This is a genomic window from Litoribacter populi (assembly GCF_007483685.1).
Taxonomy (GTDB): Bacteria; Bacteroidota; Bacteroidia; order Cytophagales; family Cyclobacteriaceae; genus Litoribacter; species Litoribacter populi.
In genome coordinates this window covers 12968-29083 of the sequence record NZ_VMKN01000001.1, presented here as the reverse complement: position 1 = coordinate 29083, position 16116 = coordinate 12968, and the positions used below count along the sequence as shown (strand labels likewise).

Genomic DNA, 16116 nt, shown 5'->3' with positions numbered 1-16116 from the left:
GCCAGCCAACACGCGGCGAATCTACTTTCTACCATCTACTCTACCCGATGATTTCGAAGTAGAAAGTAGATGTCCCGATTGGCGCCGAGCAAAAAAGTCACGGGGGCGCATCGGGACGGTAGAGATGGTTAGGGGTAGTGTAAAAGTTGAATGGATTAACAGATTAAGGAGCTGCGCACGTGGATTGGCAGCTGATGGCTGCCAATGGGATGAAGGTAGAGTAGGACGCCACGGGGTGAAAAAATACGGTCAAGGGAGAAATTAGGTCGGTTAAGGGGGGAATTGGGATGGGGTGTTGTAGGAAGTGAGATTATGGGGTAGAATTGGTCATGTTTTACTAATAACCAAAATCTTATGGAGTTTATTTACAGATTACCTTCGCTTACCCTTGACCCCTCCAGCGGTCAGGAAATCGAGGACAATTATGCACAGATCCTCAAAATGGTGCAGTTGTCTTCATCGGACTTTTTTACAAGTATAAAGGACACGCCTTACCAGGATTTGTCAGCCAAAGAGAAAGTTACGCTTTTCAAATACTTGCTTAGAGGTAGGTACCGGCCTACTCCTTTCGGGCTTTGGGCGGGAGTGGGACTTGGGAATTTTGGGGAAAAGTTCTCCTATCAGGAATGCGCTCAACCTTACCTGATTGCACATGACAAAAACATAGTTATTCGGTACACCAATAAGAAGGAAATCAGGGAAAAAATTTATTATTCTGATTATGTAATCAACTCTGGAGCCTCTCTGATTGGTGACAAAGTATATTTTTGGGACAAGGATAAAAAAACTTATAAGTGGAAAGAACAAATGCTGGATTATAACCCAGTTTTTGAAAAGGCGATAGATCACCTTCACCACTATCCTACCTTGAATTATACTGAGTTTAGAAGATGGTTTACAAATGTGCCATTAAATTCGGTGCGGAGCGTATGGATGGCACTTATATTTAGTGGGCTTGTCCTAGCTAAGCGGTGGAATTCGAGTGTGACCAGAATTGATATAAATAAAAAAATGGCTAATGTCCGTCCAACGAAATTGTTGGAATACAAGGAAATGGTGGACTTGTACTTTTCTGATTATATCACACAACCCTACGAAATTAAAAGGCAGCTTGAGAATATCAATGAAGAAATGGGTTCTTTATTCTACCAGCCTAAATCATTGTATCTTGAAAATTTTAAGACGGCGTTTTTAAAGGATCATGATGATAGATATGTTCTCATGTCCAAGATTATCCATCCCTATACGAATCTTAATACACACTTCAAATCCAAGAAATGGTCCTATGACCAATCTTTAAAGCCAAGAGGGTTTGCCCACCTTTCAAGTTATATCCGGTCTGGGAATGGAATTATTGACCTAAAAGGGGCTTTGAAGTCTATGCCATTGGACAACTCTCCAGAAACAACCATATTATATAGGCTAGGTCATGATGGGAAGATTGTTTTAGACACTATAAGTTGTAGAAGGACTTTTGCCTTAAGCGGAAGATTTACATTAAGTGCTAAAATTGAAAACTATTTTAAGAGTCTGGCTAACTCGTATTATGAAAGTCCTTCGGTCATCTATGCCGATGTTGATTTAGATGAAACTCCCCTTGTAAATCAGTTGAGCCAACACCGGAATTTACTGTCCTATTCGATCACTCTATTTGGCAGGAAAGACAATCCAAAAACGATGGATTTTGGCTCATTATGGATAGGTATTCATGATGGGGAAGTGATCATATACAGCAAGGTTCATCAAAAACGTGTCATTCCCGTTTTTCAACATTCTGTAGACCCAAAACATATCACCCATCCTTTGGCCAGATTACTTTGGGAGGTAGCTCATCAAAACAGAGCCAAATCGGTCACTGATCACTATAATCCATCTGAACTGGTGCCACATGTTCCCCAGCTTAATTGGGGGGAATTGGTAGTGAAACCTGCTGCGTGGTTGATTCAGGAGAATGAAGCATTGAGTATAGGAGAGCTGCGTGCTTGGGTTGAAAAAATGAAAGTACCTAGACACGTTTTGATAGGTAATCTGGATCAGGAGCTATTGATCGATTTGGAATGCCGACTATCTGTGGAAATTTTCATGAGTGAACTTACTAAGAATAAAAAGCTGGTTTTGAAGGAATGCCTATGGATACAAAATGAATCTTTCAAAACTGAGGAGGGCAAAACTCTGTATCCGCAGTTTTCCGTAAGCCTACCCCAAAAAGAATATAGATTTAGCGACAAAAAGTTGTTTTTTAACCCCAAGGTAAAGCCGGATCCCCTCTGGCTTTCCTTTAAAATCTACCTTTCCCCAGCTGATGCAGTGGGGTTTCTACAAACACAAGTCAAATCTGTATTAGATAATGAGCTAGTAAAAAAGAATCAGGTGAGGTGGTACTATTTGGCCTATGATGATGGAGACTTTCATTTGAAGTTAAGATTGAAAATAAGAGAAAGTCAAAAAGAAGATGTACAGAAAACATTGTTTTTTCTTTTGGCAAAGAACCCTATAATTCAATCCGTAATATGCAATGACTATTATCCTGAAACGGCAAAATACGGATTCAAAAGCATCTCCATCTCGGAGAGGATTTTCCAAATGGAATCCGAATTGGCTGTAGATATGGAGGGACCATTGTTGAATGTAGACCACGAACAGTTGTATTTGATGCTAGTGGCATTGGGTGAAAAATTGATCATCGGAAGTAAAAAAGCAACTTCATGGAAGAACCGGTATAAAAAGGATATCGTCACAAGTTATAATCGTGCTGAGCGGAGGGCCTTCAGCAAGTTTCATTTAGCTTATATTGATGGTAAGGAAATGGATCCGCGATTTGATCAAATATTGGAGGCCTATTGTGAGGAACTTTCCTATCACGAATATTGGGAGCAGGAGGATAAGGTACATACTCTGATTGAAAACCATTTGCATATGTTTATCAATAGGTTATTTCCTGAATCACCACAGTTGGTGGAGCCGATGATATGGAACTGTATATATCGGAAGGTGGAGGAGTATTTACATAGACCTGTAGTGTATGGGTATATTGAATAAGGGATTAATGGTTTAAAGTTTAGGGCTCGGGGTCAGTGATGGCTTCGGGCTTTTTGTTTTGGTGGTTGTGATGGTTGTCATAGTTGTCCGCCGTGAGGAGACAAACGCCCTGCGGGCGGTTTGTGGCTCCTCGTAGGCGATTGTTGTCATGGTTCTATTTTCGTAAGGAAACAGGACAGAAAGGAGTATGAAATAAAAAAATAAAACCTGCATAGAGCAGGTTTTAAATTGAATAGTGTTTCAGCTTTTTTCAAAACTGTAATAAATATTTTTGGTATTTAGACTCGTTTTCGAACTCAAGCCATTTAACGAATCGGAAGCTGGCTTGTTTTTCTTTCCCAATGGAATTTTCTACTAGGTCGAACATTTTATCCAGCTCTTCATTTAAATTTATGAATGAAGATTCTACACCTTTCTTTGCGAGTTTATCCACTTGTGACAACAATTCATGAGCAGCTGCGCGAGAAATAAATTTCACACCAGCAAAGTCCACTAATAACCTATCTTCGGAAGAGAAGGGTTGGTTAAAGGCGGATTTAATCGTATTTCTGCCTTTGAGCGAGTCAAGCCACTGAAAGGAAATAGTTGCTACATTATTCATACGATTTACATTTTGGGTTTATTCCACAAATTTATACCAATTAAAATCTTTACTAAAAGATTTTACAGGAATTCTAATTAATGCTATTGTGCCTTGGAAATATTCTCCAAAGTTGGACATTTCTTCATTGATTAACAAGGCGTTGCCAGTTAAATAAACAAAATGCCCGCCTAGGCCTTCTATTAACATTCGTCTAGAAGTTGCAATTCCATAACCTCTTTTTTCAGGAATTGGTTTGGTTGAATTTCCTTTGATAGCGGAGTCTACCGCCAAAAGATGGTTTGAAATTTGAGAAAAATCCCTTTCTCCTTCATATTTTTGATAGGAGCCAAGAAGCCCGATCCCTTTATCGGCAATACAGATATCCATTAGCCCATTTTCCCTATAATACTGAAATGAAAAATAGCCAAAATCGTGCCTCGAATGCTCAACAATGTTGTCTGTCAGTTCCGAAAGCAAATAATTTATTGCGGAATAATAGTTGGACGGGATTTGAGTTATGGAGCCAATTATTTTTAATGCATGTGATAAAAGCATTTCCCTTAAAATAGTTTCTTCCTTGGTGGTCTTGTTGCTGAATTTAATTATTGGAAGATATGTCTTGGAAGAAAAAGCGTTTAGAGTATTCTTCCAATTGTTGGTATCATCTGGTAATAATCCGTATGGAAATTTTAAAGTTTCTAAGTAACCCGATAATCCCTCAAAATTGATTTTTATTGTAGACTCTTGGATAAGTGACGCATAGTAGACAGCCAATAGTGGCGGGGAAAATTTAAGGCCTTTAAAATTAATTTTCTCAATATCCGGGGACCATGCTTTTATAGATTTCTGCAGGTGTAGTAATTGAGGACCTATTTTTATGAGGTCCCAGTTTGTATTAGGGACGTATATTTTATGGTTAGACATGTATTTCAATAAGTAAGGAGAGTACTTCAATTGACTTCAAATTCTATTTACTAAAAAATTTGTAAATAAGAGCGTTTAGGAAATAATTAAATGTTTTCTTCCCACCTAAGTATTAAATTCCTATATCCTTATGGGTTCGGAAAAAAGCGTGATCAGAATCATCTGATCGAGGTGAGATGTAGGGGCACGGTAATTAGGTCAAATGGCTGGGTTTCTAATATGGAGGACCTTTTTATTGCATGAATCCCTTAAAGGCAAATTAAATATAGTAAACTATGAAAGAAAGAATTTGGATTGGCAAAACTGGTATCTATGTGAAGGTAGGTGGACGTGGAAGAAAAGGAAAAACAATTATTTATTTTCCTTTTAGTTAGTTTTGATGGAGTAGGAACTTGATTCCTACTCCAATTATAGATTTTCTGTTATCTGAAAATTAAGAAGAAGATTGGTCCCAATTGGGGTTTCGATTCTAGCATCGGAGAAGTCTTTTACCAATCTAACTGGACTGACTATTATTTAGAAACAGAAAATTTTCGAATCAGTTTTGGGCAAGTGAACTTGGGAGTGAATTACTTCTTTGGCAGGTAGACACGGATCTGCCTTCATCCCTAACCCTCGCCGCGGTGGCTACGGCGAAGCCAGCCACCACGCGGCGAATCTACTTTCTACCATCTACTCTACCCGATGATTTCGAAGTAGAAAGTAGATGTCCCGATTGGCGCCGAGCAAAAAAGTCACGGGGGCGCATCGGGACGGTAGAGGGGGTTAGAGATGACGGCAGGATACGGAAAGAATCGTGGTTTGGGATTCATTGCTTGATGGCGGTTTCAAGGTTTTTCTCACTTCTAAACTTCTGATCCTCTTGACCTGGAGGGTGTAGAGGTTTAGGGAGGCGGGCTGAGGATGGTTAGTCGTTAATCCCTTCATCCGTTCAACTTTTAAACCAGATGGAGTTTAAGGGTTGAATGGATTAATGGATAAAGGAGTAGAAAGTAGATGTCCCGATTGGCGCCGAGCAAAAGTCATGGGGGCTAATCGGGACGGTAGAGAAGTTAGGGCAACCCACCCTCATCCCTCAGCCGTGCATCGTAAACCATTAATGGTAGGGTGGCTAACTGAGCAGGGTGATTGGGTATTATTTAGGGTATGGGTTATATTTTTTTTGCTTTTCTTTTTTGTACCAGGATAAAAGTTCAGTAAACTCTAAGGATGTTTTTTTGCTCACACCATTGGTTATTTTGAAGTCTTGCTCCACTATATCATAAATCGATTTGGAAGGGTCTTGATTTTTCAAAAAATTCATAAGACGTCCAGAGGGCTGGTTCCATTTGGATATTGTGGAAAAAAGTCTAAAAATTCTTTGACTGTAACGGGTTCTGAAATCAGTGTTTTTTGGATTTCGGTGGCAAGTTGACTGTGGTATGCTCCTACCACTTTAAGAGCGGCGTAATATTCCGCTTTTGTGATTTTTCCCATTGGATAAAATTGGTGTATTTATATAAAAGTTATTTAACTCTAAAATAATCAGTCAATTCAATTCCTACAATACCCCTATCACGGTAATTTACCTAAATTCCAACCCAACTATTTTGGTGTAGAGATTTATTTCCCGGCGCTGACGCGCTGCGGGAGGTTTAGGGGTTTAGTCGCGATGCGTGGCGGAGGGATGCATGTAGAGGGTAGTTTAATGGATGAACGGATTAATGGGTAGAAAGTAGATGTACCGATTGGCGCCGAGCAAAAGTCACGGGGTCGCATCGGGACGGTAGAGAGGGTTAGGGATGAGGGTAGGGAACGGGAAGGACTTCTCATTACCTAGTTGGTTTAGAGGTTTAATTCCCGGAGCTGACGCGCTGCGGGAGGTTTAGAGGTTTAGAAATGGTAATGAAGAGATTTCTTTGGGGTATTACCCCAAAAATTCTGGATTTTTAAATACTTTTTCGGGTTACACCCATAATAGTTTTAAAAAGATGGTTCGGCTGGATTCAAGTGAAAGCAGTATGTACCTCAAAAATCAAAGTCCAACAACTCTTTTGGATGAACTTTTAAGGCATAGGCAATTTTTGAGAGATGACTAAGGCTGGTATTGATTTCACCTCTTTCAATTCTTCCTATCTGACTTAAAGTAAAACCAGTTAAGTCAACAAGATCTTCTTGGGAAATTGATTTGGATTTCCTTAATTCTGCAATCTTTCTTCCCACTTGATCAATAAATTTCTGGTCTCTATATGCCATTAAAAAAGATAAATCTATATATCAGAGTTATTTTTATAATAAGACTTAAACCTCTCTAGTGTCTATTCTGGAGCAAGCTGGGCCACTGGTTACGGGAATCTTTGGCACACCCTCCACATGTAATTATGGTATTAAATTTAATTGTCCAACTTCTTTTTCCTCGGCATGGATTCCCCTTCTACTTCAATCTGTGTGAGGAGTAAACCAATCGATCAATATCCGCATCGGCAATGTTGTTATCCCCGATGGCTGTGTGCCATTGAGACTCTTGTTGATATTTTGGATAGTGGGTTAAACCCCTAATCAACCTTAAGGAGTTTATTGGATTGTGAGAGGGATAAAACCTCAAAATCTGAAACTTTTATGCCAGGGGGTAATTTGTCCCGCAAAATTGGCAAAATGTACTGGCAATTTATTCCAGTGACTATTTCATTTAACAAGCTTGTAATTTGGTTATGGTGAACATTTTCAAGTTGATCATGAAGGATAAAATGGAGACACTTTATTCCTAATTCATCGGCAAACTGAATATAGGCTAAATCAAATGCGGCGATTTGACCTTTCTTTTTTCCGGTACCAAGGTTTCCACCTATACTTGAAATATTGAGTTCATAAATGCCGTCACTTTTAGAGTGGCTCAAAATGAAAAATTCACCATATAATCGGTTAGATATATCAGAAAAATATTTGTTAAATACTTTCAGCCTCGTTTTAATTATTTCTTCTTTTGACTTTATTAATTCGTTAATCCGCTGCAATGCTTCATTATGATTAGTCAAAACGCTTTCTGTCTTATCCCATAAGCGTTTTTGCTCTTCTAATCTTCCTTTCTTTTCATAAGTATCGTTCAAAGAGTCAATCACTCCTTGAAGTTCATCTAAAGCCCTTCCTTTTTGAAGTGTTCTGCTCAATTCCATTTCTCTTTTGAGGACTATATCCAATTCCTCTAGTAGGAAATTCAACCTTACCTCCACCTCAGGCAACTCTTGTCCAATAAATTTAATTTTTTCCTTTACCATTTGATTATGGAAAAGAAGCGTCTCCTCAAAAGATTTTTGTAAGGAAGGTAATAATAGTTTTGCTTCTTCGTAAAGTGCTCTTACTTGTTCTGTATCGATATTTGAAGTTTCCTTTTCAAGGGAAGATTTACTTTCCAATATCAGGTCCCTTCTCATTTCAAGTTGGCCTATTTCACCAGATATTTTATTAATTGATCGCTTTACTATGTTTAATTCCTTAAGGTCATCTTCAAAACGTGGATTTACTGAAAAGGAAGATTTCTTTCTTTCAAATTTTTTGATCTCATTCTCCAAAACAATCAGGGCTTGCTCTATCTGATGAGGGTCTGTTTCGCCTTTTAACCGCGCTTGCAGGGATTCTTCTAACTTTATTTGAGTTAACAATTTTTGCTTTCTTAAAAATTCATCTGAGCTTATTCCGAGCCAAAAGAAATACAATGCTTCATATTCAGCCCGACGAGTAATTGGGTGTAAAACTCGAATAGTATTTTGAAGCTTATTTTTTTCATCTCTAATGTTTTTTGCAATTATTTGGCGAAAGGTAGGCCTGTCAGAAGAATCTTTGAAAATTAAATATTTTAACCTCTTGGAAAATAAATTTATATCCTTGAATTGTTCCTTGTTGATTTCCAGTAACTTTTCTGTTGATTTCAAAAAATTCCTCCGAATAACAATTTCCTCACTGTTATCACTATTTAGGTCTGGTTTAAGGATCAATTCCACGACAATGCCATTAGCAACAGAAGTTAAGAATTCCTTAATTACCTGGTTGTTACCCTTAAATTCAGGGTCTTTAAAAATATTTTCACCCTTACCGCCTAAACAAAAATCGATAAGGCGTAGGACAGTGGTTTTCCCCACATTATTTCCAGACTCTTTTGAGGTCTGGGTTTGAGTTTCATCTACGATTAAATTAATTCCTTTGTGGAAATTGATTTCCCTCAAAATGGAACCTGCTTTATGTATAACTAGGCTCTTTATAAACATTTTTTCAATTTTCCATTTTCATTTTTCACCGCACCCAATATGTAAAGCCAATCCAAAGTGAGAATGAAGCTTTGAAGGCTCATATTTTTTCTTGCTTTCACTTTAAGGTAAAGATCTAAGTATTCTACCGTATTCTCAACTTCCTCTCTAAGGGTTTCCAAAACCAATGCTCCTGTAAAATACAGTTTCCTATCCGGTTTAACTTCTTTACTTAAGATCATACTGAGGTTTTTCTAAAATTTTACATCGCATAAAAGCATCCACCAAAATGATTGGAATTGCTAAATCTACATCATCTGGATGAGATTCAGACTCTTCTATTTTGGTAATTATTTCATTTTCAATCGCTTCAAAAATGTCATCTCCTTTTTCCCTCCTTCCATTTTCTGGGTATCTCCCTTTAATCTTCAAATATATCTGATAAATGATCATTAAGAGTTTTTGTTTCTTAAATGATCCCTGGAATTCCAGCTCCTCATATAAGCGGTTGATCCTAGGGTAATAAACTGCATGGTCTTTTATTACCTCTCTGTTTCGGTGGAGGAAATTATACTCTATTTTATCATCAATTTGAAAATCCAAAGAATCAAAACTGGAATTGTCGGAATAATACTCTCCAAAAGACAAGTCCGCTATCGAATTAATAGCTTGATTAAGAATCCTTGGTTGCTTAAGTACTTTTGATTTCGCCTTTATTTCATGAATTTGTTTCCACTCCTTTAAGATGGAAACGGGGTAAAGGTCTTCATTAGAAGGGTTATCTATTACGGTGTGACATTCATCACACAAAAGTATAAGGTTATTATAATGCCTTCGCTCATCATCAGTCATATGAGGATTAAACCTTGGGCCATCGGGGCTTGCGGCCTCAATATGACATATTTTACTTATTATTGATAGTCCGTCTCTAGCAACCAACTGTCTTCCACAGTTTGGTGCAGCGCACTCATTTGAGGATAAAGTGTCAAGTCTTCGGATAGTGGACCGGAGATAATCTCTAGCCTTATTTACCATAAAAAAGAGAAACTGAGGATCAAAAGTACGTAAAATCCATTATTAAAGTACTAAACTAACCTAAAGTTAACATAAAAGCTAGAAAATAGCTGAAACAAAGAATTTTTTAGTGCGAGGATTCAGCACACAATAAGAGTAAGATCCGAAAAGATTACTAGATAGATTAATCACTCCCCCCATTACCTCCCTTTTTCGGCAAAGGTGGGATTAATTCGGGATTAATATCGAAATCAAAATTTAATAGGTCTTTCGGTGGTACCCCTAATGCCAAAGAAAATCGAGCAAGTTCACTGGAGTTGAAGTTTGTCTCTGCATGAATTTTCCTTCCTATGGTTCTGGTGTCATTTAGCCCCATCCTTTTCGTTAAAATATATGGTTTTGAAAAGTGATACTTGGACTCACTAAAATCTTACTTTTCTTCTGGAGATGAATAGTCTATTCCCAAATCCAATAAGTTCTTTGGGTGGGTCTCGAGAAGTTTTGCAATTTTGAAAAGAGTAGAGACTTGGAGATCTCTCTTTCCAAGTTCATACTTAGAAAGATTGCTATTATCAAAATTGGACCCATATTCGGCTTCTAGAAGTGACTGGTTCTTCTTTTTCCTCAGGTCTTTAATCCTTTCGCCCAGTAACTTAAGTATCTTTTCTTTTTCTTGAGGATCCATTTGCGACGGTTAAAAAGTCAAAGTGGGAAAATTTTAAAAAAAATTCACGGTCTAATTAGACCGTGTCGAATTCTTTCTTATATTTGTAATAGGCATTAAAACATTGAAGCAATTGTCGGCCGAATTGTTTAAAGTGCTAATTTGCGAATTCTATTATAGCATTCGCGCTTAAATCTCGAAACCGAAACCTAGGAAATTTCGCCGAACACGAGATAATAAGCGGAAATGCTCACGCCACTGGCGTGGGCTCGCTTGTTCGTGTTCAAGGTTCTTCCTAGGTACCTGGTTTCGGATAGGTTGAGTCCCACGCCTCTTTTTATGCCTGGTACTCAACCTCTCAAGACACTATTATATATAGAGTACCATGGGACAGCAACATATCATATTTCCTTCTCTGCGTTACAGGTTTTTGTTGAACCTGCTCAACTGCTGCGCTGTCTATTTCCAACAAACCATTAAGCAATTACAAAGAAACCTGATCAAATCCCCGGACTGAAGCTCCGCTTCGCTGCGCCGGTTAAGGGTTAAAGTTTAAAACTCCTTAATCCTTAACCTTTCCCCGCAGGGGAAAAGTAAACTTTAAACCAATCCGGCTTTGATCAAAAAAAAGAATGCACCAATTCTTAATGGAACACCTATGCCTAAACAATAAGCTTTAAACCATAACCGTCCGCATAGCGAACAATAACCCATAAACAAATGACCTCATTCAAAAAACTACTCGACGGAATTATCTGGCTGCTCATAGGTGATAGGCAGCTCAGTGAAGAATTCCGAAAGACAGAAAACCAAAACTTCACTTACGTTCCCGATCCCAAACCCAAGCCCATGAGCCGGGAACAGCAGGAGGCGGTCCTTCTCTGCAAAGCCATCGGTGTCATTCTCAAAGAGGAAGGTGAAAAGAATAAACTTAAGGTGGAGTTGAGCATCCGTCCCATGAGCGACAAGCCTCCTAACACTACCTGATTCCTAATACCCATATCCCTAATCTCCAAGTCTTCCGAAGGCTGCATTATGTCTAACCTAGCTAAACTCAAGATTCGCGGCAAGAGAAGGATAAGGAGAGGGGGATTAGGGTTCAGGGTTAACAGTTGCATGAACTCTTAACCTTGAACTCTGAACAATTAGCAATTAACCTTTAACTAATAATTTGATGAAAAAAAGAACAATCTTTTTCTTCCTGGTATCGCTATGCCTTGTTGGAAGCGGAATATACTTATACGGCGAGAGAGTTGCCCACCCGGATTCCCACCAGTTGGGACCGCCCGGTCCTGATGCCGCCTACCCCGGTTCTTCCGGGGAGCCGGCTCCGGTGGTGATTTATGGGGAACTTAAAAAATCGGAATTTATAGAAAAGGTGGAAATAGAATTTTGGCCAAAATATTTGGACGAATTGGCCAAAACCCCTGCCCCTTTCAAAGAAGTAATTTCGACAACCAAAGGAAATGTTTTCACGGGTTCTGCGGGAACAGCCACCTTTGAATACCACAGCCCGGAAATTAGTGCTCCTGCATGGATTTCTATAAAATCTTGGGGAGCTACTTATTTTAATAAATTTCTGGTCTATCCAGGCGACAGTGTCAGGTTCAGGTATGATTTAGTGGATGGAAAAATTCTTTTTGCTGGACCTGATGCTTTAAAATTTCAATGTCAGTATGAAATTAACCAGGCATTGGAAAATTGGAATTACAGAAAAGATACATTCCTGCCTGTCACAAAGTCAAGTGTAATTCTGAAGGATGAAAAGGATAGCTTAGAATATTGGTCTTTAATTAACAATGGATCTTCTGTAAAAAGGAAGATGCTCCTTTTGTATCCCGATGATCAAAGACTGGAATTTATGAAAGATCTTCTTGAGGAAGATTTATTCAGCCATCCCGGATTTTCAGTCTTGGAAAATTACAGAAATCTGCCAGAAGAATTTCTCCAACTAATGGAAGCCCAACTGATAGGCTCATATTTATATAGAAAGGTAAGCATTTTTGGCAGGTTATACCATGATGATCCCCGGTTTGCAGAGTTGTTAACTACCCATGTGCTCCCTTTAAGCGAATCCCATTTTAAAGAATCAACAATTGCCCATTCGCCTGCCTACCTGGATTATATTTTTGAAAAAAACACTTTGATATCAGCCATTCAAAAGAAGCCGGCCGTGGAGCTGTATTCCCATTATTCACCTTTAATTAGAGACTTGCTCTATGGAAGGTATATGGTAAGGTATTACCGGAAATTTAAAGAAAGCAACAAATCATTTGAAAAAGCCCTGGAAGTGGTGGAAACCCCATGGATTGCAGAAAGTATTGCATCCCTGTATAAAACTCAGAAAACCGGAGAGCAGGTGACGGATATCCCTTTGAGGGATTTGGAAGGAAACGAAGTGAGCCTGTTGGATTACCAGGGTAAAACGCTGTTTGTGGACTTTTGGTTTTCTGGTTGCAGCGCCTGCATCAAATTCTATAAAAATTATCTTACCCAGATTGAAGCGCATTTTGAAGGTGATGAGGAGTTTGCAGTGGTCTCCATCTCTTCGGACAGAGATTCCCGGCTATGGAAAAAAAGCATTGCATCGGGAAATTTCACTTCAGACAAGGCAATAAACCTAAATGCTCCAGGAGCTGACCATCCCCTGATCCAATATTATAACATTCAGGCATACCCCACACACATGCTGATCAACAAAAGGGGAGAGGTGGCCCGTGTGGGTAATTTCCCAACCGATCTGGACCAACTTATAAATATGCTGGAATTCTACAAATCAAATTAACAAACCCACCAATTGACATGAAAAAAATATTACTGATTTACCTATTATGGGCATTGCCAGTTTGGCTGTTGGCCCAAACAAAACCTCAAAAAATTGAAGGAAAGGTTTTGTCTTCCAAGGATGAACTTCCCTTAATCGGTGCTATAGTGGAAATTAAGGATACTGAAATTAGGACAGTAACGGATTCCCAGGGAATGTTTTCATTGACCGGAAACGGAGAGGCACTGGAGCTTGAAATTTCATATTTGGGCTATTCCACTAGTACATTCGATTGGCTACCATCTTTCGATAGGGACATTTATTATTTGGATGAGTCTGAAATGTCCCTGTCTGCTGTGGAAGTGGTGTCGACAGGTTATCAAAAATTGCCAAAAGAAAGGGCTACGGGTTCTTTTGTCCAGGTGGACGAGGCCCTTGTAAACCGCCGGGTCAGCACCAACATAATGGACAGGCTAGAGGACGTCACATCAGGGCTGATTTTCAACAGGGGCTCAGGATCATCTTCAGATCCCATTAGTATACGGGGTAGAAACACCCTGTTTGCAGAAACCAGCCCTTTGATAATTATTGATAATTTCCCCTATGATGGGCCTCTTGAAAACATCAACCCAAATGATGTGGAAAGCATAACTGTGCTAAGGGATGCTGCGGCAGCCTCGATTTGGGGTGCAAGGGCGGGGAATGGTGTTATTGTCATCACCACTAAATCAGGTAGTTTTCAAAAGCCCATGCAGGTAAGCCTAAACGCGAATGTGAATGTCATTGAAAAAAGAGATCTTTTTTACAGACCACAGATGGGAATGGGAGATTTTTTGGAAGTTGAAAAGATGTTATTTGACCGGGGCTTTTATAACAGTAGACTTAATCAAGCGGCAAGACCTCCTCTATCGCCGGGTGTGGAGACTATGGTTGCCCATTCCCAGGGGCTCATCAGTGAAACTGAAAAAAATCAGAGGCTTTCACGCTTTGCGGAGCAGGATTCACGTCAGGATCTAATGGATTATTTTTACAGAAAGGCTGTCAATCGACAATATTCTCTAAATGTAAATGGAGGCGGATTAAACAGTAATTATAGCTATTCGGCAGGGTATGATACCAATTTAGGGGAAGTTGTGGGCAATGATAATTCAAGATTTACCTTGAATGGCCAAAACAACTGGAGATTTTTAAAAGATAAACTCGAGTTTTCAACAGGGTTTTATTTAGTGAATGGTACTCAGAACACTTCCACTTCAGTTCCCTCTTTATATCCATATGAGCGGGTAGTTGATGAAGTCGGCAACCCAATACCTGTCGTAAATGATTATAGCACACGCTATATAGAAAGTACTTCTTCCTTAGGATATCTGGATTGGAGATATTTTCCTGTAGAGGAAATCGGGGCATTGGACCGGAAAAACTCACAAACAGATTATAGAATAAATACTTCACTGGGTTATCAATTACATCCTAACCTTAAGTTCAACGTAATGTATCAATTTTGGCAGAACAAGATTGAAGACAGAAATCATCAGCCAATAACCACATACGATACACGGAACCAGATCAACCGTTTTATGCAGGTGGGACCTGATGGAAGCCTTTCACCGGCAATTCCTGTTGGCGGTATTCTCGACCTTAGGAATTCAACATCTCAAAGCCATAGTGTCCGTGCCCAAATTAATTATCAGAAAACCTGGGGAGAAAAACATCAATTAACCGCTTTGGGGGGGATGGAGTTGAAAGACCTTAGTTTGGAAATGAATGCTGTGAGGTTTTACGGATATGATGATGATTTTGGGCTTAGCCAACCAGTGGATTATTTGACCCGATATAGAGTGCAGCCAAATAATGCTTTGGCCAATATCCCGACAGGAGTAAACCATGAGGGGTTGGTTGACAGGTTTTATTCTTCTTTTGCCAATGTCGGGTATACCTACAATAATAGGTACCTTATGTCAGGTAGCATTAGAAGAGACGCATCCAATATTTTCGGCGTAGAAACCAATCAGCGGGCGGTCCCTTTATGGTCTGCAGGGCTTGGTTGGATTGTAAACCAGGAACCTTTTTACAGCTCAAGGCTTATCCCATATTTGAAAGTCCGCACTACCTTTGGGTATAATGGTAATGTGGATAAATCCCTTAGTGCCCATACTACTGCAAATTACTTTATTTCCGGCCTGTTTCACCTGATCCCAGGAATCAGAATAGCCCAAATCATGAACCCGCCGAATCCCGAGTTGCGGTGGGAAAAAATTGGAATACTTAATTTAGGGCTAGATTTTGAAATGATGGATGAAATCTTACACGGTTCTTTTGAAGTTTATCATAAACAGGGAACAGATTTGATAGGGGATTCACCCATGCACCCTTCTTCCGGTGTGATCCAATTTAGGGGAAATTTTGCCTCAACCGAATCCAGAGGTCTGGATTTAAATCTCCAATCCACGGTTCTGAATAGAGGTCTCCGATGGACTGTCAATTTGTTACATAGCCAAATAAGCGAAAAAGTAACGGATTACAATGTAGAAGCACCAACTATAGATTTTGTCTCCTCAAACCTGAATGTGCCTCTTCAAGGCAACCCCTTGTTTTCCGTTTACAGTTATCCTTGGGCAGGATTGGATCCTGATACAGGGGACCCCAGAGGATATTTAAATGGGAGATTAGCTCAGACTACCGGCAAATTATTAATTCTGCTACTCCCCATGATCTGGTATTTCACGGATCCGGAAGACCCACCTCATTCGGTGCTTTACGGAATAATTTCCACTGGAATGGATTTGGACTTTCTTTCAACATCAGTTACAGGTTGGGATATTATTTCCGTCGTGAATCCGCAAATTATTTTGATCTGCTCAATGGAAGAGTTACCCATAGTGATTACCATCTGAGATGGGAAAATCCA

11 protein-coding genes are annotated in these 16116 nt (G+C 39.3%); 4 read left to right on the top strand and 7 right to left on the bottom strand.

Features of this window, described 5'->3' with window-relative positions:
- Nucleotides 1-354: 354 nt before the first annotated feature.
- Nucleotides 355-3039 carry a thiopeptide-type bacteriocin biosynthesis protein gene (locus FPL27_RS00125; RefSeq protein WP_143959146.1) on the top strand — a complete coding sequence of 895 codons (2685 nt, stop codon included), beginning with the start codon at nt 355-357 and terminating at the stop codon, nt 3037-3039.
- Nucleotides 3040-3289: 250 nt separating this feature from the next.
- Here FPL27_RS00125 and FPL27_RS00120 read toward each other — a convergent pair whose 3' ends face one another.
- The 7 genes from FPL27_RS00120 to FPL27_RS00090 form a co-directional block, all read right to left on the bottom strand.
- Entirely contained in the window at nt 3290-3640 is a 351-nt protein-coding gene (locus FPL27_RS00120; protein WP_143959145.1) for an STAS domain-containing protein, read from the bottom strand.
- An 18-nt stretch (nt 3641-3658) separates the two neighbouring features.
- The gene (locus FPL27_RS00115; RefSeq protein WP_143959144.1) at nt 3659-4546 is read right to left on the bottom strand and encodes a hypothetical protein; all 888 of its coding nucleotides are present in this window, start codon (nt 4544-4546) and stop codon (nt 3659-3661) included.
- A gap of 2007 nt (nt 4547-6553) precedes the next feature.
- A complete protein-coding gene (locus FPL27_RS00110; RefSeq protein ID WP_143959143.1) occupies nt 6554-6781 on the bottom strand; it encodes a helix-turn-helix domain-containing protein in 228 nt (75 codons plus the stop codon).
- A gap of 299 nt (nt 6782-7080) precedes the next feature.
- A complete protein-coding gene (locus tag FPL27_RS00105; RefSeq protein ID WP_143959142.1) occupies nt 7081-8787 on the bottom strand; it encodes a DUF2326 domain-containing protein in 1707 nt (568 codons plus the stop codon).
- Nucleotides 8778-9008, bottom strand: a complete 231-nt coding sequence (locus FPL27_RS00100; protein WP_143959141.1) for an ABC-three component system middle component 6 — start codon at nt 9006-9008, stop codon at nt 8778-8780. The genes FPL27_RS00105 and FPL27_RS00100 overlap by 10 nt, the downstream gene beginning before the upstream one ends.
- Nucleotides 8995-9801 (bottom strand): ABC-three component system protein, encoded by an 807-nt coding sequence (locus tag FPL27_RS00095; protein WP_143959140.1) that lies wholly within the window; start codon nt 9799-9801, stop codon nt 8995-8997. The genes FPL27_RS00100 and FPL27_RS00095 overlap by 14 nt, the downstream gene beginning before the upstream one ends.
- Before the next feature lie 409 nt (nt 9802-10210).
- Entirely contained in the window at nt 10211-10465 is a 255-nt protein-coding gene (locus FPL27_RS00090; protein ID WP_143959139.1) for a helix-turn-helix domain-containing protein, read from the bottom strand.
- 699 nt (nt 10466-11164) lie between these two features.
- Between FPL27_RS00090 and FPL27_RS00085 the strand changes: the two genes are divergently transcribed.
- The 3 genes from FPL27_RS00085 (at nt 11165) to FPL27_RS00075 (ending at nt 16102) form a co-directional block, all read left to right on the top strand.
- Nucleotides 11165-11431, top strand: a complete 267-nt coding sequence (locus tag FPL27_RS00085) for a hypothetical protein (RefSeq protein ID WP_143959138.1) — start codon at nt 11165-11167, stop codon at nt 11429-11431.
- Nucleotides 11432-11618: 187 nt separating this feature from the next.
- Nucleotides 11619-13229 carry a TlpA family protein disulfide reductase gene (locus FPL27_RS00080; protein WP_143959137.1) on the top strand — a complete coding sequence of 537 codons (1611 nt, stop codon included), beginning with the start codon at nt 11619-11621 and terminating at the stop codon, nt 13227-13229.
- 17 nt (nt 13230-13246) lie between these two features.
- Entirely contained in the window at nt 13247-16102 is a 2856-nt protein-coding gene (locus tag FPL27_RS00075) for a SusC/RagA family TonB-linked outer membrane protein (RefSeq protein ID WP_143959136.1), read from the top strand.
- Nucleotides 16103-16116 lie beyond the last annotated feature (14 nt).